Raw genomic sequence first — 18,777 nt, forward strand, 5'->3', positions numbered from 1 at the left:
AGGCCTGCCGAAACTCCCGTCAGACCTCTTCGACGCTGCTCGGCTCGCGCCGGGACAGGTCGATGCCGAGCTCCTCCGCAGCGCGGAAGACGTCCTCGTCGGTGTCACGCATCTCGATGGACATGCCGTCCGAGGACAGCACCTCCACGTTGAGGCACAGGGACTGCATCTCCTTGATGAGCACCTTGAAGGACTCGGGGATGCCGGGCTCAGGGATGTTCTCGCCCTTGACGATGGCCTCGTAGACCTTCACGCGGCCGGTCACGTCGTCGGACTTGATGGTCAGCAGCTCCTGGAGGGCGTACGCGGCGCCGTAAGCCTCCAGCGCCCACACCTCCATCTCACCGAAGCGCTGGCCACCGAACTGGGCCTTACCACCCAGCGGCTGCTGGGTGATCATCGAGTACGGGCCGGTCGACCGGGCGTGCAGCTTGTCGTCGACCAGGTGGTGGAGCTTGAGGATGTACATGTACCCGACCGAGATCGGGTCCGGGAACGGCTCACCGCTGCGGCCGTCGAACAGCCGCGCCTTGCCGGTCGGGAGCACCATGCGCTCGCCGTCGCGGTTCGGGATGGTGTGCTGGAGCAGACCGGCGAGCTCGTCCTCGCGCGCACCGTCGAAGACCGGGGTGGCGACGTTGGTGCCGGGCTCGACCTTGTCGGCGCCGATGGCCTGGAGGCGCTGCGCCCACTCCTCCGCGAGGCCGGAGACGTCCCAGCCGCGGCTGGCGAGCCAGCCGAGGTGGATCTCCAGGACCTGTCCCGGGTTCATTCGGGACGGGACACCCAGCGGGTTCAGGATGATGTCGACGGGCGTGCCGTCCTCCAGGAACGGCATGTCCTCGATCGGGTTGATCTTGGAGATGACGCCCTTGTTGCCGTGACGGCCGGCGAGCTTGTCACCGTCGGTGATCTTGCGCTTCTGCGCGACGTAGACGCGCACCAGCTGGTTCACGCCCGGGGGCAGCTCGTCGCCCTCTTCGCGGTCGAAGACGCGGACGCCGATGACCTTGCCGATCTCACCGTGCGGCACCTTCAGGGAGGTGTCGCGCACCTCGCGCGCCTTCTCACCGAAGATCGCGCGGAGCAGGCGCTCCTCCGGGGTCAGCTCGGTCTCACCCTTGGGCGTGACCTTGCCGACGAGGATGTCGCCGGCGACGACCTCGGCACCGATGCGGATGATGCCGCGCTCGTCGAGGTCGGCGAGGACCTCCTCGGAGACGTTCGGGATGTCCCGGGTGATCTCCTCGGGGCCGAGCTTGGTGTCACGGGCGTCGACCTCGTGCTCCTCGATGTGGATCGAGGAGAGGACGTCGTCCTGCACGAGGCGCTGCGACAGGATGATCGCGTCCTCGTAGTTGTGACCCTCCCACGGCATGAAGGCGACCAGCAGGTTCTTGCCGAGCGCCATCTCGCCGTTCTCGGTGGCCGGACCGTCGGCGAGGACCTGGCCCTCGATGACCCGGTCGCCCTCGTTGACGATGACCTTCTGGTTGACCGAGGTGCCCTGGTTGGAGCGGGCGAACTTGGCCAGGCGGTACGTGATGTACGTGCCGTCGTCGTTGGTGGTGGTGATGTAGTCCGCGGAGACCTCCTGGACCACACCCGCCTTCTCGGCCTTGACCACGTCGCCGGCGTCGGCGGCGGAGCGGTACTCCATGCCGGTGCCGACCAGCGGGGACTCGCTCTTGATGAGCGGCACCGCCTGACGCATCATGTTCGCGCCCATGAGGGCACGGTTGGCGTCGTCGTGCTCGAGGAACGGGATCATGGCGGTCGCGACCGACACCATCTGGCGCGGCGAGACGTCCATGTAGTCGACGTCGTCACCGGGGACGTAGTCGACCTCGCCGCCACGACGGCGGACCAGCACGCGGGCCTCGGCGAACCGCATGTCGTCGTTGAGCGTGGCGTTGGCCTGCGCGATGACGAAGCGGTCCTCCTCGTCGGCGGTCAGGTAGTCCACCTCGTCGGTGACCTGGCCGTCGACGACCTTGCGGTACGGCGTCTCGATGAAGCCGAACGGGTTGATCCGGCCGTACGAGGCGAGCGAGCCGATCAGACCGATGTTCGGGCCTTCGGGCGTCTCGATCGGGCACATGCGGCCGTAGTGCGACGGGTGGACGTCACGGACCTCGAAGCCGGCCCGCTCACGGGAGAGACCACCCGGGCCGAGGGCGTTCAGACGACGCTTGTGCGTCAGCCCCGACAGCGGGTTGTTCTGGTCCATGAACTGGGACAGCTGGCTGGTGCCGAAGAACTCCTTGATGGAGGCGACGACCGGCCGGATGTTGATCAGGGTCTGCGGCGTGATCGCCTCGACGTCCTGGGTGGTCATGCGCTCGCGCACGACGCGCTCCATACGGGCGAGACCCGTACGGACCTGGTTCTGGATCAGCTCGCCGACGTTGCGGATGCGGCGGTTGCCGAAGTGGTCGATGTCGTCGGTCTCGACGACGATCTCCCGGCCCGACTCGCCGACCGTCTCGGTCTCACCGGCGTGCAGCTTCACCAGGTACTTGATCGTGGCGATGATGTCGTCGGTGGTGAGAACGCCGGCGTCCAGGGGCTCGTCGGCGCCGAGCTTCTTGTTGACCTTGTAGCGGCCGACCTTGGCGAGGTCGTAGCGCTTGGGGTTGAAGTAGAGGTTCTCGAGCAGCGTCTGCGCGGCCTCACGGGTCGGGGGCTCGCCCGGACGCAGCTTGCGGTAGATGTCGAGCAGCGCGTCGTCCTGGCCCTGGGTGTGGTCCTTCTCCAGGGTGGCGCGCATGGACTCGTACTCGCCGAACTCCTCGAGGATCTGCTCGGTCGTCCAACCGAGGGCCTTGAGCAGGACGGTCACGGACTGCTTGCGCTTGCGGTCGATGCGCACACCGACCATGTCGCGCTTGTCGATCTCCATCTCCAGCCAGGCACCCCGGGACGGGATGATCTTGGCGGAGAAGATGTCCTTGTCGGACGTCTTGTCGATGGAGGAGTCGAAGTAGACACCCGGCGAACGGACCAGCTGCGACACGACGACACGCTCGGTGCCGTTGATGACGAAGGTGCCCTTGTTGGTCATGAGCGGGAAGTCGCCCATGAAGACCGTCTGGGACTTGATCTCGCCGGTCTCGTTGTTGGTGAACTCGGCGGTGACGAAGAGCGGGGCCGCGTACGTGAAGTCGCGGTCCTTGCACTCGTCGATGCTGTTCTTGGGGGGCTCGAAGCGGTGGTCGCGGAACGTCAGCGACATCGACCCGGAGAAGTCCTCGATCGGCGAGATCTCCTCGAAGATCTCTTCCAGACCGGACTTGGTGGGGACGTCCTGACCGGACTCCAGAGCCGACTCGACGCGAGCCTTCCACGCGTCGTTGCCGAGCAGCCAGTCGAAGCTCTCGGTTTGCAGCGCGAGAAGGTTCGGAACCTCGAGGGGCTCCTTGATCTTTGCAAAGGAGATGCGCAGCGGGGCGGTGCTGGCAGCGTTGTTCGTATTCGCGGTCGAGGCATTGCGCGAGGCGGCCAAGAGGGGGTCCTTCCGAGGGCTCGGACTCACTACGCGCGTACCGGCCCCTCTTCCGTGCACGAAGACAGGTGGTGCCTGATGTGGCTGAGAGCCAGATCGGGCGTGCTCTGGTCATCGGTGCTCGGGCGAGGGCAGACCCCTGGTGACGGGCAGGGGGCAGCTAACAGGCAGCGCAAAGGGTCAGTGTAGCCACTTGGCACACTGATGTCCAGTGCCGTTCTCGGGGACCGTGTTCGCTCCTCGTTGTTCTCACCACCTGCGGCAAGGCCTAGCCCTCAACGCACGTTGATACTGCCCTCTTCGTCGCGGATCCATGCCTCGGATTCGGATCCTTGTGACGACGCCCTGAGAATTGCGCGCTGCGTGCGGTTCGTCAAGGCCCCCCTTGCCCGAACGGGTTGCCACCAGTGGCCCACAGCGCCCCGGCGACGGCACGACGAAGATCACCATACTCTCCGCCGTCACACGTGCAAGGCAGCCGCCACCGGACCCCGGGTACGCCGAAGAGCGACCACCCGGATGGATGATCGCTCTTCGGTGCGTGGGCGTTACAGGTCCTCGCGGATCCGTGGTGCCCGTGCGGTCTTACTTGACCTCGACCGAGGCGCCGGCGCCCTTGAGGGACTCGGCGGCCTTGTCGGCGGTCTCCTTGTTGACCTTCTCCAGGACCGGCTTCGGGGTGCCGTCGACGAGGTCCTTGGCCTCCTTCAGACCCAGGGAGGTCAGCTCACGCACGACCTTGATGACCTGGATCTTCTTGTCGCCGGCGCCGGTGAGGATGACGTCGAACTCGTCCTTCTCGGCCTCGGCCTCGACCGGGGCGCCCGGGGCGGCGGGGCCGGCGACGGCGACCGCGGCGGCGGCGGTGACGTCGAACTTCTCCTCGAAGGCCTTCACGAACTCGGAGAGCTCGATGAGGGTCATCTCCTCGAACTGGGCGAGCAGGTCGTCCTGGCTGAGCTTCGCCATGATGGCGGTCCTTCCACTAATTCGGCAGGTGCCGGATGTACGGGGTGAGGCGGGCGTACGTCGGGCCCGCATCGACCCTCACCTCATGCGGTTCATGCGGCGAGGATCGGAAAGCGAGCCGAGTTACTCGGCACCGCCCTGCTCGTCCTGCTTGGCACGGAGCGCGTCCACGGTGCGGACGAACTTCGAGGGAAGCGCCTGGAAGAGCTGAGCAGCCTGGGACTGCTTGCCCTTGAAGGCACCCGCCAGCTTGGAGAGCAGAACCTCGCGGGACTCGAGGTCCGCAAGCTTCTTGATCTCGTCGGCGGTCATCGCCTTGCCGTCAAGGACACCGCCCTTGATGACGAGATTCGGGTTGTCCTTGGCGAAGTCGCGCAGACCCTTCGCCGACTCCACCGGGTCACCGGTGATGAAGGCGACAGCCGTCGGACCATTGAACTGGTCGTCCAGCGTCGTGATCCCGGCCTCGTTGGCCGCAATCTTGGTCAGCGTGTTCTTCACCACGGCGTACTGGGCGTTCTCACCGAGCGACCGGCGCAGCGTCTTGAGCTGCGCCACGGTGAGACCGCGGTACTCGGTCAGCACTGCGGCGTTGGAGCTGCGGAACTTGTCCGTCAGCTCGGCAACCGCGGCAGCCTTGTCGGGCGTCGCCATAGAGCCTCGGCCTCCTTCCGGGTGATTCGGACCGCGCGGACCCGAAGGAGGACTGGGAAAAACGAAACGCCCCGGCGCAGGCGCACGGGGCGTGGCTCGACCTTTCGCCACACGCACGAGGCGCGGACTGAAGGGAGCTCATCCACTGTCACCTGCGCGGGTCGTCCGCAGTTCAGCGGATCCTTCGGCCACCGTGCCCTCTCGCGAGCGCAACGGCAACGACCAGCGGTCTTTGGCTTCTCGGAGAGCGTACGCGAACGGGGCAGTGTCAAGCAAATCCGCCCGTACGGCGACTCGGCACGGCCGGTCCGGCCCCGCCGGGCTCAGCCCCGCCGGGCCCGTGCATGATCAGCGGACCGACTGATCTCGCGATCTCTGTGTCCGGCAGCCCCGGTCAGGAGTCCCGCGCCGCCAGCAGCTCCTTGAAGTCCGCCGTGTCGCCGGCCGGTGGGCGCTTCGCGGAGACGGTGACGCCGTAGTCGCTGTAGTACGCGGTCTGGGTCAGCTCCCCGGTCCCGGTCCGCCCCCGCTCGACCTTCTTGACCGGCAGGTCGCGGTCGTCGACCCAGATGTCGACGGTCTGGGGGGTGGCGCCGCCCACCGTGCCGGTCCAGTGTGTGGTGCGCCGGCCGCGGGTCGTCTCCTCGCCGACCTCGCGCACGTCGTCGGCGGCCAGCAGCCGCTTCACCGCCTGGTGGGGCGTGGTGTCGCGCATCTGGTCCGCGAAACCGACGGCCGTGTCGCCGCCGAGGTCCTCCACGTCGGCGTAGACGTACTTGATCCAGTGTCTGCCGCCCGCCCGGCCGGCGAACCTGTCGCCCATCCTGGCGTAGTAGGCGTCGGGCAGGTACCGGGCCTCCATCGAGGTGGTGCCGAGCCGGCGCATCGTCTCGGCGGTCGTGCCGCCCGTGTACGTGATCGTCAAGGTCCCGGTGAGTCCGCCGCTCCAGCCGAGGGCGCCGACGGCCTCCAGGGACAGCTCGCGGCCCATGACGGTCGTGGACTCGACCCGGGCCGACCCCGCCCGTCCGGTGGCCCGCTCCACGGTCCGCAGGGCCTCGGCCGCCGGGCCGGTGAGCGCCGGGGTTCCGGCGGGGCCGCCGGTGGGCCCCTCCGCGTCGGTGCAGGCGGTGGCGCAGGCCAGCGCGGCCGTCACCGCGATCGAGACGACCGTGCGGCGTGCCGTCGTGCGCGTCATGCGTGCCACCCCCGTGCGAGTCCGGTGCCCGCACGCTAACGCAGGGCACGGACACCCGTACGGGGAAATCCCCACGGGAACCCGCGGGACAAAGGGAACGGGCCCCGCACCTCGGAAGGAAGGTGCGGGGCCCGTGAACCGGTTGGGCGAGCCGTCGGCTCAGACCGCGGCCGGGTCCTCCTCGACGAGGAGGTTGCGGGTGCGGTTGGAGTCGACCGGGATGCCGGGGCCCATCGTGGTGCTGATGGCGGCCTTCCTGATGTAACGGCCCTTGGCGGCGGACGGCTTCAGACGGAGGATCTCCTCCAGCGCCGCGCCGTAGTTCTCCACCAGCTTGGTGTCGTCGAACGACGTCTTGCCGATGATGAAGTGCAGGTTCGAGTGCTTGTCGACGCGGAACTCGATCTTGCCGCCCTTGATGTCGTTGACAGCCTTGGCGACGTCCGGGGTCACGGTGCCGGTCTTGGGGTTCGGCATCAGACCACGGGGACCGAGCACGCGGCCGAGGCGGCCGACCTTGCCCATGAGGTCCGGGGTGGCGACGACGGCGTCGAAGTCCAGACGGCCCTTCGACACCTCGTCGATCAGTTCGTCGGCGCCGACGATGTCGGCGCCCGCGGCACGCGCGGCCTCGGCACGGTCGCCGGTCGCGAAGACCAGGACCCGGGCGGTCTTACCGGTGCCGTGCGGGAGGTTCACGGTGCCACGGACCATCTGGTCGGCCTTGCGCGGGTCGACACCCAGACGGAAGGCGACCTCGACGGTGCCGTCGAACTTGGTCGTGGAGGTCTCCTTGGCGAGACGGACGGCCTCGAGCGGGGCGTAGAGCTTGTCCCGGTCGATCTTGGCGTCCGCAGCGCGGAGAGACTTGCTGCGCTTGCTCACTACTGCTCCTGTGGCTTCTTAGGAGTTGTGGTCCGGGCCGAGCAGGCCCTGCCACTACTGCTTGGTTACGGGGGTGGAGGTCAGCCCTCGACCGTGACGCCCATGGAACGCGCGGTGCCGGCGATGATCTTCTCGGCGGCGTCCAGGTCGTTGGCGTTGAGGTCGGGCATCTTGGTGGTGGCGATCTCACGGACCTGGTCACGCGTGATCTTCGCGACCTTGGTCTTGTGCGGCTCGCCGGAGCCCTTCTCCACGCCCGCGGCCTTGAGGATCATCTTGGCGGCCGGCGGCGTCTTGGTGATGAAGGTGAAGGAACGGTCCTCGTAGACCGTGATCTCCACCGGGATGACCCAACCGCGCTGCGACTCGGTCGCGGCGTTGTAGGCCTTGCAGAACTCCATGATGTTGACGCCGTGCTGACCCAGCGCGGGGCCGACCGGCGGAGCCGGGTTCGCGGCACCGGCCTGGATCTGGAGCTTGATGAGCCCCGTGACCTTCTTCTTCTTGGGAGGCATAGCTCTCCGGGTCCTTTCGATTCGGGTCCTGCCTGGGTTCGGGAGCTACCCGGACACAGGCATACCGCACAACGATAACGGGTATGGATGTGCGGCCAAAAACCGAGCAGGTCAGACCGGCTGCCTGAGCCTGTCTGACCTGTCCGGAAGTGTGCGCCCAGGAAGAACTAGTTCTTCTGGATCTGGTCGAAGCTCAGCTCGACCGGGGTCTCGCGGCCGAAGATCTCGACGAGGCCCTTGACCTTCTTCGAGTCGGCGTTGATCTCGTTGATCGTGGCCTGCAGCGTCGCGAACGGACCGTCGGTGACGGTGACCGAGTCGCCGACCTCGAAGTCCAGCACCTGGACCTCGACCTTGCGCTGGGGAGCCGGCTTGCCCTCGGCCTCGGCGGCCTCGCGGGCGGCCTTCTCCTCGGCCTCGGGGGCGAGCATCTTGACGATCTCGTCCAGCGTCAGCGGGTACGGGTCGTAGGCGTTGCCGACGAAGCCGGTGACGCCGGGGGTGTTGCGGACGACACCCCAGGACTCGTTGGTCAGGTCCATCCGGACCAGGACGTAGCCGGGCAGCTTGTTCTGCCGGATCGTCTTGCGGTCGCCGTTCTTGATCTGGACGACCTCTTCCTGCGGCACCTCGGCCTGGAAGATGTAGTCCTCGACGTTGAGCGAGACGGCGCGCTGCTCGAGGTTGGTCTTCACGCGGTTCTCGTAACCGGCGTAGGTGTGGATCACGTACCACTCGCCGGGGAGGACGCGCAGCTCCTGGCGGAGCTTCTCGATCGGGTCGAGCTCGGGCTCGGGCTCCGCGGCCTCGTCCGCCGACTCGGCGGTCTCGGACTCGTCGTCGTCCTGGGCCTCTTCGGCCTCGTCCTCGTCGGTCTCGTCCTGGGCCTCTTCGGCCTCGGTCTCGTCCTCGGCCTCGGCGGTCTCGTCCGCGTCCGCGACGACGGCGTCGTCGGCAGCCTCGGCCTCGGCGGAGGCCTCGGTGTCCTCGTTGTCGGCGCCCTCGACGGTGCCGAGCTCGTCCTCGACGGACTCGACCGGCTCGATGGCGTCGTTCACGTTCGGGTCAGACACGGTGGCTGCTTCTTCCTGGATACATAGGGGTGGAACACGCGAAAGGGGCGCCGGGTACCTCGGCGCCCTTCGCTCTCGACTCAGCCGAAGACGTACTTGGCGGCGTGACTGAAGCCATAGTCAATCAGTGTCACCAGGCCGATCATGATGACCACGAAGATGATCACCACGGTGGTGTACGTCGTCAGCTGGTTACGACTGGGCCAGACGACCTTGCGAAGTTCCGCGACGATCTGGCGGTAGAAGAGCGCGAGACGCTTCAGCGGGCCCTTCTTGGCGCGCTTGCCGCCCTTGCGGGCCTTCTTGGAGTCCGGCGCCTCGTCCTGGGCATCAGGCATGTCGATGGAGCCCACGGCGTCCGTCACTCGTCCTCACCTGATTCCGGGTCGTGGCCGTGCCGCGCCCGGTCTGAGCCGCACGGCGGTGCATTGCTGTACGTACATGCGCACACATCCTGGCGATGGAGTGTGTAGCAGGGCCGGAGGGACTTGAACCCCCAACCGCTGGTTTTGGAGACCAGTGCTCTACCAATTGAGCTACGACCCTTTGTGTGTCCCCCAACGTACCGCATCCCCCCGGATGCCTGGTGTGCACCGGGTGAGCGCGGGCCGTTGAAGGCCAACGAGGTGAGAGTGTACGTGCTCACGGGCCAGGCGTCGAACAGAAAGGACGCGCGGGCGTTCCTCCCGGGCCGTCCCGGCCGGAGACCGCCCTTTTCCCGGGGCGGATCCGAACTGGTGTCGCGGGTGGTTCCGGACTGCCGTTCAGGCCGGCGTTCAGGCGTTCGCCCTCGCCCGTTCGGTCTGTTCAGTCCGTGAAACCCGTGTGCCGCCGGAGTTTCCGGTCTGGAACGATGGGTCCATGAGCCCTGCAACCCCTCCCACCGAGCGCCGGGTCTCCGCCCGAGTCGGCGCGATCTCCGAGTCCGCCACCCTCGCCGTGGACGCCAAGGCCAAGGCCCTCAAGGCCGCCGGACGTCCGGTGATCGGCTTCGGCGCCGGTGAACCCGACTTCCCGACGCCGGACTACATCGTCGAGGCCGCCGTCGAGGCCTGCAAGAACCCGAAGTACCACCGCTACACGCCGGCCGGCGGGCTGCCCGAGCTGAAGGCCGCGATCGCCGCGAAGACGCTGCGCGACTCCGGCTACGAGGTCGACCCGTCGCAGATCCTGGTCACCAACGGCGGCAAGCAGGCCATCTACGAGGCGTTCGCCGCGATCCTCGACCCGGGCGACGAGGTCATCGTCCCGGCGCCGTACTGGACGACGTACCCCGAGTCGATCCGGCTGGCCGGCGGTGTCCCCGTCGAGGTCGTCGCCGACGAGACCTCCGGTTACCGAGTGAGCGTGGAGCAGCTGGAGGCGGCCCGCACGGAGAAGACGAAGGTCGTCCTCTTCGTGTCGCCGTCCAACCCGACGGGTTCCGTGTACAGCGAGGCCGAGACCGAGGCGATCGGCCAGTGGGCCGTCGAGCACGGTCTGTGGGTGCTGACCGACGAGATCTACGAGCACCTCGTCTACGGTGACGCCTCCGCCGTGTCCATGCCCGCGCTGCTGCCCGAGCTGCGCGACAAGTGCATCGTGGTCAACGGTGTCGCGAAGACGTACGCGATGACCGGCTGGCGCGTCGGGTGGGTCATCGGCCCGAAGGACGTCGTCAAGGCCGCGACGAACCTCCAGTCGCACGCCACGTCCAACGTGTCCAACGTGGCCCAGGCGGCGGCGCTGGCCGCGGTCTCCGGTGACCTGGACGCCGTGGCGAGGATGCGGGAGGCCTTCGACCGGCGCCGTCAGACCATCGTGCGGATGCTCAACGAGATCGACGGCGTGCTGTGCCCGGAGCCCAAGGGCGCGTTCTACGCCTACCCGTCGGTGAAGGCGCTGCTCGGCAAGGAGATCCGCGGCAGGCGTCCGCAGGACACGGTCGAGCTGGCCGCGCTGATCCTGGAGGAGGCCGAGGTCGCGGTGGTGCCGGGCGAGGCGTTCGGCACGCCGGGTTACCTGCGGCTTTCGTACGCGCTGGGGGACGAGGACCTCGTGGAGGGCGTGAGCCGGATCCAGAAGCTGCTGGCGGAGGCCAGGGCCTGACGTCGCCCTTCGACGCTCGTCGTCGCTGCTTCCGGCAGGGCACTCCTCGGATTCGGGGGGTGCCCTGTTCGTTTGCCCAGTTTGTTTGTGCGAGCAAGACCACGTACGGGGAAACTGCTACCGGGGTGGGCGTGGCGTGCGGCAGGATCACGGAATGGAGCGTGTACGTGATGTCTCTGACCTGCCGAAGGCCCATCTGCACCTGCACTTCACCGGGTCGATGCGGCCCGCGACCCTGCTGGAGCTGGCCGACAAGCACGGGGTGCGTCTGCCCGAGACGCTGACCGAGGCGCTGAGTCAGGGGGAGTCGCCGGAGCTGCGGGCGACGGACGAGCGGGGCTGGTTCCGCTTCCAGCGGCTGTACGACGCGGCGCGGTCGTGCCTCCAGGAGCCGGAGGACATCCAGCGGCTGGTCCGGGAGGCCGCGGAGGAGGACCTGCGGGACGGGTCGGGGTGGCTGGAGATCCAGGTGGACCCGACGTCGTACGCGCCGCGGCTGGGCGGGTTGATTCCGGCGCTGGAGATCATCCTGGACGCGGTGGAGACGACCGTTCGGGACACCGGGATCGGGATGCGGGTGCTGGTCGCCGCGAACCGGATGAAGCATCCGCTGGACGCACGCACGCTGGCGCGTCTCGCGGTGCGGTACGCGGACCGGGGCGTGGTCGGCTTCGGGCTGTCGAACGACGAGCGGCGGGGCATGGCCCGGGACTTCGACCGGGCGTTCGCGATCGCACGGGACGGGGGGCTGTTGTCCGCGCCGCACGGGGGTGAGCTGACCGGGCCGATGTCGGTGCGGGACTGCCTCGACGACCTGGAGGCCGACCGGATCGGGCACGGGGTGCGGGCGGCGGAGGATCCGCGGCTGCTGAAGCGGCTGGCGGACCGGCAGGTGACGTGCGAGGTGTGTCCGGCGTCGAACGTCGCCCTGGGCGTCTACGAGAAGCCGGAGGACGTGCCGCTGCGGACGCTGTTCGAGGCGGGGGTACCGATGGCGCTGGGCGCGGACGATCCCCTGCTGTTCGGCTCGCGGCTGGCGGCGCAGTACGAGATCGCGCGTGAGTATCACGGGTTCACGGACACGGAGCTGGCGGAACTGGCCCGCCAGTCCGTACGGGGGTCGGCTGCGCCGGAGGACGTGAAGGGGAAGCTGCTGGCCGGGGTGGACGACTGGCTGGCCGGGTAGGCGGTGGGGGTCCCCCCGCTCGAGCGAAGCCGGGAGTGGGGGAGGCGCTCCGTAGCGCCGGGCCGCGCAACCCACCCCCGCACCCACGCCGGGTGCCGGGCCCACCACGCCTCCCCCGGGCGCCGCTCACCCGTCAGCAGAGCCCCGCTCGCAACGTCCGGGCCAGTCGCCGGGCGAAGTCATCGACCGGCGGCCGCGTACCGTCCCGCGTCGCGTCGTACGCGAACGCCCGCTGCGCACACGCCCCCAGCAGCAGCGACGCCGCGGCGAACGTGTCCGCGTCGGCCCGGACACGCCCCGCGCCCTGCTCGGCGCGCAGGTACGCGTCGAGCCCCTCGATCGGCAGGTGCGGCCCGGTACCCATCTCCCGCATCACGTCGTCGTGCCGCCGCTTGAGCCGCGTCTCGGCGTACAGCGACGCGGCGATCGGAAAGCTCTGCTCGTAGAAGAGCGCGGCCTGGCGGGCGATCTCCGTGAGGTTCTCCTCGAGGGCGGCCCGGCCCGGCTCGGCGGCGAGGCCGTGCAGCAAGGGCGTCAGTCGCGGCAGCCGCTCCGAGAGGACCCGGATGAAGAGCTCCTCCTTGCTCGCGAAGTACTTGTACAGCGCGGCCTCGGAGCAGTCGGCCCCCTTGGCGATCTCCTTGGTGGTGGCCCGGGCGAGCCCGACGGTCAGCATCAGCTCGTGGGCGGCGTCCAGGATGCGTTCCCGGGCCGGCTTGGCGGACGGCATGGCTGCTCCAGTCGGGCTTGACCAGCGGGTGATTGCTTACTCAGAGTAGAGGAGACGGGGGTGAGTAAGTACTCACCCACCTATGGGAGGAGTACGCCATGAAACTCACCGTCTTCGGTGCCACGGGAGGCGTCGGCCAAGAGGTCGTCCGTCAGGCACTCGGGGCCGGGCACGAGGTCACGGCCGTCGTACGGGACCCCGCGCGGTTGTCCGTGACCGGCGAGCGCCTGGAGGTGTTCCGGGCGGACCTGAGCGACCCGGCGGCGCTCCGCCCGGCGGTGGCCGGCCGGGACGCCGTGCTGTCCGGGCTCGGCGCCCGCCGCCGCGCCGACGCCGGGGTCGCGACGAGGCTGACCCGGACGGTGCTCGGCGCCATGGAGGCGGAGGGCGTGCGCAGGCTGCTGGTCGTCAGTGCCGCGCCGGTCGGCCCCGAGCCCCAGAACGCCGGGCTGCTGGACCGGAGCGCGCGGCAGGTGGTCTCCGTGATCCTCAAGGACATCTACGCCGATCTGCGCGCCATGGAGGCGGAAGTGGCGCGCAGTGCCACGGACTGGACGGTCGTCCGGCCGCCGCGGCTGCAGAACAAGCCGCTCTCCGGCCGGTACCGGACGGTGGTCGGCGGCTTCCCGTCCAAGGGCCGTTTCCTGGGCCGCGCCGACGTGGCGCACGCCCTGCTCGCGATGACCGAGGACGCGGGGACGGTGAAGCAGGGCGTGGGGGTGGCCTACTGAGCCACAGAGGCCCTTGACTTCGGCTAGAGGCTGACGCCGACCGTCACCGGTTCGTTGACCAGGGTGACGCCGAAGGCCTCGCGGACACCGGTGACGACCTCGCGGGCCAGCGCGAGCAGGTCCTCCGTGGTCGCCTCGCCGCGATTGGTGAGGGCGAGGGTGTGCTTGGTGGAGATGCGGGCGGGGCCGGTGCCGTAGCCCTTGGTGAAGCCGGCCTTGTCGATCAGCCAGGCGGCGGAGGTCTTCACACGGCCCTCCCCTGCCGGGAAGGCGGGCGGCTCGACGCCCCCGCCGAGGCGTTCGTCCACGCGCGCGCGGAAGGCGGCGAACTCCTCGTCCGTGAGGATCGGGTTGGTGAAGAACGACCCGGCCGACCAGGTGTCGTGGTCCTCGGGGTCCAGGACCATGCCCTTGCCCGCGCGCAGCTTCAGCACGGTGTCGCGGGCGGTGGCGAGCGGCACCCGGTCGCCCGGACCGACACCGAGGGCGCGGGCCGTCTCGGCGTAGCGGAGGGGCGCGGAGAGGCCGCCGGCGTCCTCCAGCTCGAAGCGCACGCGCAGGACCACGTACCGCTCGGGCTCGGCCTTGAAGCGGCTGTGGCGGTAGGAGAAGGCGCACTCGGCGTTGGTGAGGGTGACCGTCTCCTGCACGCGGCGGTCGTACGCCGTCACCTGGGTGATCGTGGAGGCGACCTCCTGGCCGTACGCCCCGACGTTCTGGATGGGGGTGGCGCCCGCCGAGCCGGGGATGCCCGCGAGGCACTCGACGCCGGCGAGTCCGGCCTCGACGGTGCGGGCGACGGCGTCGGTCCAGATCTCGCCGGCCGCCAGCTCCAGCGTCGTGCCGTCCAGGGAGAGGCCGCGCGTGGCGATGTGCAGGGCGGTGCCGTCGAATCCCTTGTCGCCGATGACCAGGTTGGATCCGCCGCCGATGAGCAGCAGGGGCGTGCCGGTGTCGTCGGCCTCGCGGACGGCGGCGATCACCTCGGCGTCGGTCGTGGCCGTGACCAGGCGGGTCGCCGGTCCTCCCAGCCGGAAGGTGGTCAGCGGGGCGAGGGGAGCGTCGTGGAGTTCCTGCACGCGCTCAAGACTACGAGACGGCACCGACAGCCCCGCGCGGTGGGAAACGCCTCGGCCGGCCGGCCGAGGCGTTCCTGTCCGGGTGGACGTCCGGTGCTCGTGGGGCGGTACCACCGGGTGCCCCGCGCGGGATCACGTCAGGCGTCGGCGCACCTCCTCCCAGCTCACCGGCAGTTCGTCGCTCGTCGCCGGCCAGGTGGCGAACTTCGCGTCCCGCATCTGCGCGGACAGTCCTCGGGAGGTCGGCGCGTGGGTGCGTGTGTCGCAGGTCGCTTCTCGTGTGTCGCTTCTCGGTTGGCGCGCGGGTCAGCGGGAGGCCTTGCGTGTGGCGGCGAGCGCCGGCTCGGCTGCCGGTGCGGCCTCGTCCGTCCCGGCCCCGTCCGTGGCCGGGGGGCGGGCCGGGCGGCGGGTCGGGATCAGGAGGGTCGCGACGCCTCCGAGGGCCACGATCCCGGCGCCCACCGCGACCGCGGGCCGCAGCCCGTCGACGAAGGACCGCGCGGACTCGTAGCCGCCCCGGGCCGCGAAGATGGAGGACATGACCGCGATGCCGAGCGCGCCGCCCACTTCGCGCAGCGCGTTGTTGGCGCCGGAGGCGATGCCCTGCTCCTTCGGTACGACGCTGGTCATCACCAGGGCGGAGGCCGGGGCGAAGAACAGGGCCATGCCGATCCCGCTGATGATCAGACCGGGCAGTTGGACGGCGTAGGAGGCGTCGGTCGTGATCACGGAGGCGAGGTAGCCGAGACCGGCCGCCTGGAGGAAGAGTCCGGCGGCGACGACCGGGCGCCCACCGACGCGGTCCGAGAGGAGACCGGCGATCGGCGCGACCAGCATCGGCATGCCGGTCCAGGGCAGCATGCGCAGGCCCGCCTCGGTGGGCGAGTAGCCGAGCACGCCCTGCATGTACTGGCTGAGCAGGAAGATCGAGCCGAACATCCCCAGGAACATCAGCAGGCTCGCCGCGTTGATGCCGGAGAAGGCGCGGGAGCGGAACAGCCGCATCGGGAGCATGGGGTTCTTGGCGCGGGTGCTGTAGAGGACGAAGCCGGCGAGCAGTGCGGCGCCTGCGGACAGCGCGGTCGGCACCACGGCGCCGCTCCAGCCGTCGACGGGGCCGCGCACCAGGCCGTAGACGATGCCGAAGAGGCCGCCGCTGGCGAGCAGGGTGCCGGGAAGGTCGAGCGGGGCGCCGGTGCCGTGCGACTCGGCGAGGCGGAGGCGGGCGAGCGGCAGCAGGGCGACGCCCAGCGGAACGTTCAGCCAGAAGATCCACTGCCAGGAGATGTGCTCGGTGAGGCTGCCGCCGACCAGCGGGCCGGAGGCCACGGCCAGTCCGTTGACCGCGCCCCAGATGCCGTACGCCGTCCCGCGCCGCTCGGCGGGCACGGCGGCCGTCAGCAGGGTCAGTGTCAACGGCATCATGATCGCCGCGCCGACGCCCTGGACGGCGCGGGCGGCGATCAGGGAGTCGAGGCCGGGCGCCATGGCAGCGGCGGCGGAGGCGGCGGTGAAGACGGTGAGGCCGACGAGGAAGAGCCGGCGGCGGCCGAAACGGTCGCCGAGGGCCGCGCCGAACATCAGCAGGACGGCGAAGGTGAGCGTGTAGGCGCTCACGGTCCATTCCAGGTCGTGCAGCGCCCCGCCCAGGTCCTCGCGGATGGAGGGCAGGGCGGTGGTGACGACGAGATTGTCCAGGGCCGCCATGAAGCCGGCGACGCTGGTGATGACGAGGGCCCAGGCCGCTCCCCCGCGGCGTGCCTCCGGACGTTCGCTCTGTTGTGGCATCTCTCCCCCAGGCCGATGAATGAAGTAATTGATCACTAACTTTTGTGGTCATGAGGACGCGCGGCACAGCCGGGCACCGCCCTGCCCTACGAGCCGTCCGGGTTCCGCTCGCTCCCCGCCGAGAGGCGAAGGCCGTCCCAGATCCGGTGCTCCGGCGGGAATCCCATGCCGGCCAGTGCGTTGATGAGCATGCCGGACGCCATGAAGCTCGTCGTCTCGCCGACATCGCCGCCGAGCGGCAGGTGTACGGCGTCCCAGATCTCCAGCCAGCCCTTGCGCACCATCTCGCCGAACTCGTGGTCCCCGGCGGCCTCGGCCGCCGCGACCGTCACGTACGTCTGCAACTGCATCTGGAGCCGCTCGGGCCGCTCGGTGATCAGGCGGGTGTAGGCCTCCGCCATGGCGCGCAGCGCCTCTTCGCCGTGCAGCCCCTCGGACGACTCCTCGAAGACCCGGCGCGTGTCCTGGAGGCAGCGTTCCGCCACCGCGAGGAAGAGCGCCTTCTTGCTCGGGAAGAGCCGGAAGAGGTAGGGCTGGGACACCCCGACCCTCTTGGCGATGGCCTCCGTGGACGTGCCGTGGTAACCGCCCTTGGCGAACTCGTTCATCGCCGCGCGGATGACGCTCTCGCGACGCTCCTCGGCGCTCATCCTGACCATGAAGGTAAGTTAGTGCTCAATCACTAACTACGTCAAGGATGCCCGGCGGGGCGCCATCGGCCCGCTGGACCATCGGGGGCCACCGGGCGTCGCGCGCGTGTGAGGGGTGCTCACCCCATGAGGAGCACCCCTCACCGGGCGGGCCGGTCAGCACCTGACGGGCCGGTCAGCCCAGTCGTACGACGGCGCGGGACATGCCGAGGACCTTCTGTCCGGCACTGGTGGCCGTGAGGTCGACGCGGACCTTGTTGTCGTCCAGCTTGGCCGCGACCTTGCCGCTGACCTCGATGACGGCGCCCCGGTCGTCGTTCGGGACGACCACGGGCCTGGTGAAGCGGACGCCGTACTCCACGACCGCCGCCGGGTCGCCGGTCCAGTCGGTGACCACGCGGATCGCCTCGGCCATGGTGAACATGCCGTGCGCGATCACGTCCGGCAGGCCGACCTTCTTGGCGAACTTCTCGTTCCAGTGGATCGGGTTGAAGTCACCGGAGGCGCCCGCGTACCGCACGAGCGTGGCGCGGTCCACGGGGAACGTCTGCGCCGGCAGTTCGGTGCCGACCTCGACGTCGTCGTACGCGATCTCCGCCGTCGTGGAAGGGGTCAGGGGGTCCGTCATGGGATGCTCACGCCTCCTCGGCCGCGCGGGCCACCAGCTTGGTCCAGGCGGTCACGACGTGCTCACCGGCCTCGTCGTGGACCTCGCCGCGGATGTCCAGGATGTCGTTGCCCGCCATCGACTTGATCGCCTCGATGGTCGAGGTGACCGTGAGCCGGTCGCCGGCCCGCACCGGGCGGTCATAGGCGAACTTCTGGTCGCCGTGTACCACCCGGCTGTAGTCCAAGCCGAGCTGAGGGTCCTCGATGACCTGACCAGCCGCCTTGAAAGTGATCGAGAACACGAAGGTCGGCGGCGCGATCACGTCCGGGTGGCCGAGCGCCTTCGCGGCGTCCACGTCCGTGTACGCCGGATTGGCGTCCCCCACCGCCTCCGCGAACTCGCGGATCTTCTCCCGGCCCACCTCGTAGGGCGCGGTCGGCGGATAGGTCCGCCCCACGAACGACTGGTCGAGCGCCATGGGCTCGCAACCTCCTGCTGCTCTCTGCGGCTGTGGGTGCCTTCTCGGGCACCGCTGACCCAAACGACGCGAGGCCGCCCCCCAGTTCCGGGGACGGCCTCGTGTACGAGCCTGGTTTATCGCGTTTCGCGGTGCGCGGTGTGCGCGTTGCAACGCGGGCAGTGCTTCTTCATCTCCAGTCGGTCCGGGTTGTTACGCCGGTTCTTCTTGGTGATGTAGTTCCGCTCCTTGCACTCCACGCAGGCCAGCGTGATCTTCGGGCGGACGTCGGTGGCAGCCACGTGAGTGCTCCTTGACGAACGGATTGATGGTATTAACGCAGGAAAGAGTAGCCGATTGAAGGACCGACCCCGCAATCGGCTACTAAGAGTAGCGGTGACCGGACTTGAACCGGTGACACAGCGATTATGAGCCGCTTGCTCTACCGACTGAGCTACACCGCTGTGATGCGATCGGGCCCCGCCTTGCGGCGGGAACCTCTCACACCAGAGCCCCAAAACGGAATCGAACCGTTGACCTTCTCCTTACCATGGAGACGCTCTGCCGACTGAGCTATTGGGGCGAGCGATGAAGACATTACACGGTCGCCCGCCGTTCGCCCAAATCCGTTTCGCCCGCCGCTGCCCCGTCCCGTCCCG

General features: G+C 69.1%; 18 protein-coding genes and 3 tRNA genes. 3 read left to right on the top strand and 18 right to left on the bottom strand.

Annotation, left to right across the window (positions count from 1 at the left end; genetic code table 11):
- Positions 1–19: 19 nt before the first annotated feature.
- The 9 genes from rpoB to KUM32_RS20335 form a co-directional block, all read right to left on the bottom strand.
- On the bottom strand, positions 20–3,505 hold the full coding sequence (rpoB, locus tag KUM32_RS20295; RefSeq protein WP_217143334.1) for a DNA-directed RNA polymerase subunit beta: 3,486 nt from the start codon (positions 3,503–3,505) through the stop codon (positions 20–22).
- A gap of 585 nt (positions 3,506–4,090) precedes the next feature.
- Positions 4,091–4,474, bottom strand: coding sequence for a 50S ribosomal protein L7/L12 (gene rplL / locus KUM32_RS20300; protein ID WP_217143335.1), 384 nt, complete (start codon positions 4,472–4,474; stop codon positions 4,091–4,093).
- Between the two features lie 123 nt (positions 4,475–4,597).
- A complete protein-coding gene (gene rplJ / locus KUM32_RS20305; RefSeq protein WP_217143336.1) occupies positions 4,598–5,128 on the bottom strand; it encodes a 50S ribosomal protein L10 in 531 nt (176 codons plus the stop codon).
- 394 nt (positions 5,129–5,522) lie between these two features.
- On the bottom strand, positions 5,523–6,326 hold the full coding sequence (locus KUM32_RS20310; RefSeq protein ID WP_217143337.1) for a hypothetical protein: 804 nt from the start codon (positions 6,324–6,326) through the stop codon (positions 5,523–5,525).
- Positions 6,327–6,485: 159 nt separating this feature from the next.
- The gene (gene rplA, locus KUM32_RS20315; RefSeq protein ID WP_217143338.1) at positions 6,486–7,211 is read right to left on the bottom strand and encodes a 50S ribosomal protein L1; all 726 of its coding nucleotides are present in this window, start codon (positions 7,209–7,211) and stop codon (positions 6,486–6,488) included.
- An 80-nt stretch (positions 7,212–7,291) separates the two neighbouring features.
- Positions 7,292–7,726 (bottom strand): 50S ribosomal protein L11, encoded by a 435-nt coding sequence (gene rplK / locus KUM32_RS20320; protein ID WP_006130605.1) that lies wholly within the window; start codon positions 7,724–7,726, stop codon positions 7,292–7,294.
- A 167-nt stretch (positions 7,727–7,893) separates the two neighbouring features.
- A complete protein-coding gene (gene nusG / locus KUM32_RS20325) occupies positions 7,894–8,799 on the bottom strand; it encodes a transcription termination/antitermination protein NusG (RefSeq protein ID WP_217143339.1) in 906 nt (301 codons plus the stop codon).
- A gap of 80 nt (positions 8,800–8,879) precedes the next feature.
- Complete coding sequence (secE, locus tag KUM32_RS20330; RefSeq protein WP_217143340.1) at positions 8,880–9,164, bottom strand: preprotein translocase subunit SecE; 285 nt, start codon at positions 9,162–9,164, stop codon at positions 8,880–8,882.
- Positions 9,165–9,272: 108 nt separating this feature from the next.
- A tRNA-Trp gene (locus tag KUM32_RS20335) sits at positions 9,273–9,345 on the bottom strand.
- Between the two features lie 315 nt (positions 9,346–9,660).
- Here KUM32_RS20335 and KUM32_RS20340 point away from each other — a divergent pair.
- Positions 9,661–10,887 (top strand): pyridoxal phosphate-dependent aminotransferase, encoded by a 1,227-nt coding sequence (locus KUM32_RS20340; protein ID WP_217143341.1) that lies wholly within the window; start codon positions 9,661–9,663, stop codon positions 10,885–10,887.
- A gap of 154 nt (positions 10,888–11,041) precedes the next feature.
- Positions 11,042–12,073, top strand: a complete 1,032-nt coding sequence (locus tag KUM32_RS20345) for an adenosine deaminase (RefSeq protein ID WP_217143342.1) — start codon at positions 11,042–11,044, stop codon at positions 12,071–12,073.
- A 133-nt stretch (positions 12,074–12,206) separates the two neighbouring features.
- On the opposite strand, the gene KUM32_RS20350 is transcribed toward KUM32_RS20345, so the two are convergent.
- Positions 12,207–12,803, bottom strand: a complete 597-nt coding sequence (locus tag KUM32_RS20350) for a TetR/AcrR family transcriptional regulator (protein WP_217143343.1) — start codon at positions 12,801–12,803, stop codon at positions 12,207–12,209.
- Between the two features lie 98 nt (positions 12,804–12,901).
- On the opposite strand from KUM32_RS20350, the gene KUM32_RS20355 reads away from it, so the two are divergent.
- Positions 12,902–13,534, top strand: coding sequence for an NAD(P)-dependent oxidoreductase (locus tag KUM32_RS20355; RefSeq protein WP_217143344.1), 633 nt, complete (start codon positions 12,902–12,904; stop codon positions 13,532–13,534).
- 23 nt (positions 13,535–13,557) lie between these two features.
- On the opposite strand, the gene KUM32_RS20360 is transcribed toward KUM32_RS20355, so the two are convergent.
- From KUM32_RS20360 to KUM32_RS20395, 8 genes are all read right to left on the bottom strand, one after another.
- On the bottom strand, positions 13,558–14,613 hold the full coding sequence (locus tag KUM32_RS20360; RefSeq protein WP_217143345.1) for a UDP-N-acetylmuramate dehydrogenase: 1,056 nt from the start codon (positions 14,611–14,613) through the stop codon (positions 13,558–13,560).
- Positions 14,614–14,919: 306 nt separating this feature from the next.
- Positions 14,920–16,401, bottom strand: a complete 1,482-nt coding sequence (locus tag KUM32_RS20365; protein WP_217143346.1) for an MFS transporter — start codon at positions 16,399–16,401, stop codon at positions 14,920–14,922.
- Between the two features lie 86 nt (positions 16,402–16,487).
- Positions 16,488–17,060, bottom strand: coding sequence for a TetR/AcrR family transcriptional regulator (locus KUM32_RS20370; RefSeq protein WP_217143347.1), 573 nt, complete (start codon positions 17,058–17,060; stop codon positions 16,488–16,490).
- Positions 17,061–17,226: 166 nt separating this feature from the next.
- On the bottom strand, positions 17,227–17,679 hold the full coding sequence (locus KUM32_RS20375; RefSeq protein ID WP_217143348.1) for a MaoC family dehydratase: 453 nt from the start codon (positions 17,677–17,679) through the stop codon (positions 17,227–17,229).
- 7 nt (positions 17,680–17,686) lie between these two features.
- Entirely contained in the window at positions 17,687–18,139 is a 453-nt protein-coding gene (locus tag KUM32_RS20380) for a MaoC family dehydratase N-terminal domain-containing protein (RefSeq protein WP_217143349.1), read from the bottom strand.
- Positions 18,140–18,255: 116 nt separating this feature from the next.
- Positions 18,256–18,420 (bottom strand): 50S ribosomal protein L33, encoded by a 165-nt coding sequence (gene rpmG, locus KUM32_RS20385; RefSeq protein WP_003948671.1) that lies wholly within the window; start codon positions 18,418–18,420, stop codon positions 18,256–18,258.
- Positions 18,421–18,509: 89 nt separating this feature from the next.
- Positions 18,510–18,582: transfer RNA gene (locus KUM32_RS20390), tRNA-Met, on the bottom strand.
- A gap of 46 nt (positions 18,583–18,628) precedes the next feature.
- Positions 18,629–18,701: transfer RNA gene (locus KUM32_RS20395), tRNA-Thr, on the bottom strand.
- Positions 18,702–18,777: the final 76 nt, after the last annotated feature.

The organism is Streptomyces sp. AC627_RSS907, from assembly GCF_019049165.1.